Consider the following 1185-nt stretch of genomic DNA (forward strand, 5'->3'; position numbering starts at 1 on the left):
TCTTAACTTATCCCTTTGGCGCAACAACGAGCGCTGCATCGTCGAGTTAACTACGAGTTGCCTCGACGCACTTAGCTTCCTCGAAATGGCTCGTAGAGGAAGAGGCAGGTAGAGCTCATCAGTACTTAGAGTGTTATGATGACATGAGCCATTCACTCAGTAGGTAGAGCAACGAGCGCTACATCTTTGAAATTGCTGCGAGTTGTCCCGACGCACTCGGCATCCTTGGATCAGCTAGCAGAGGAAGGGACATCGTCAGAGATCTGAGTGTATACCAAACTATGAGCCATTAGCTCAGTAGGTAGAGCATCTGACTTTTAATCAGAGGGTCGGAGGTTCGAGTCCTCCATGGCTCACCACAATTGATTTGCGGGTGTGGCGGAATTGGCAGACGCGCTAGATTCAGGGTCTAGTGCCCTTTACGGGCGTGGGGGTTCGAGTCCCTTCACCCGCATAAAACTGGGCGGAAGTAGTTCAGTGGTAGAACACCACCTTGCCAAGGTGGGGGTCGCGGGTTCGAGTCCCGTCTTCCGCTCCATTTATTTGTCTTTAATCGATTTCGCCTGTTAGCCGGGGTGGCGGAATTGGCAGACGCACAGGACTTAAAATCCTGGGGTAGGTAACTACCGTGCCGGTTCGAGTCCGGCCCTCGGCACTTGCGCTCGTAGCTCAATTGGATAGAGCATCTGACTACGGATCAGAAGGTTAGGGGTTCGAATCCTCTCGAGCGCGTTAGCGGGAAGTAGCTCAGCTTGGTAGAGCACATGGTTTGGGACCATGGGGTCGCAGGTTCAAATCCTGTCTTCCCGATCGCGGAGCACGTGGGGCCTTAGCTCAGCTGGGAGAGCGCCTGCTTTGCACGCAGGAGGTCATCGGTTCGATCCCGATAGGCTCCATCCTCGTTCCTTGAAAACTGAACGAAACGAAGCGCAACGAAAGGCTGAGGCCGCTTGCCTATCGGCGAAACGCGCTGGAGGGCCTGCGAGGAGGCTATCGCCGCCGCAGCAGGACCGAAGCGTCGCGAGCCGATAGCGGCCGAAGCTAGACAATACGAAAAGCGGAGGTCGCTCGGCGCCTTTGGCGCTGCGGCTGAAGCAAAAAGCCAATCAACTTTCTTTTGGAGAGTTTGATCCTGGCTCAGGACGAACGCTGGCGGCGTGCCTAATACATGCAAGTCGAGCGGAC

At 55.3% G+C, this 1185-nt stretch carries 7 tRNA genes and 1 rRNA gene; all 8 read left to right on the top strand.

Going from position 1 to position 1185, the window contains the following annotated elements:
• The first annotated feature begins 283 nt into the window (after positions 1–283).
• Positions 284–359, top strand: a tRNA-Lys gene (locus B4113_RS11420).
• A gap of 10 nt (positions 360–369) precedes the next feature.
• Positions 370–454 (top strand) — tRNA-Leu (locus B4113_RS11425).
• 9 nt (positions 455–463) lie between these two features.
• Positions 464–538 (top strand) — tRNA-Gly (locus B4113_RS11430).
• A 31-nt stretch (positions 539–569) separates the two neighbouring features.
• Positions 570–655: transfer RNA gene (locus tag B4113_RS11435), tRNA-Leu, on the top strand.
• Positions 656–658: 3 nt separating this feature from the next.
• Positions 659–732 (top strand) — tRNA-Arg (locus B4113_RS11440).
• A gap of 4 nt (positions 733–736) precedes the next feature.
• Positions 737–810: transfer RNA gene (locus B4113_RS11445), tRNA-Pro, on the top strand.
• A gap of 13 nt (positions 811–823) precedes the next feature.
• Positions 824–896: transfer RNA gene (locus tag B4113_RS11450), tRNA-Ala, on the top strand.
• Positions 897–1114: 218 nt separating this feature from the next.
• Positions 1115–1185, top strand: a 16S ribosomal RNA gene (locus B4113_RS11455); the annotation flags it as partial.

Source organism: Geobacillus sp. B4113_201601, from assembly GCF_001587475.1.
GTDB classification, from domain to species: Bacteria; Bacillota; Bacilli; order Bacillales; family Anoxybacillaceae; genus Geobacillus; species Geobacillus icigianus.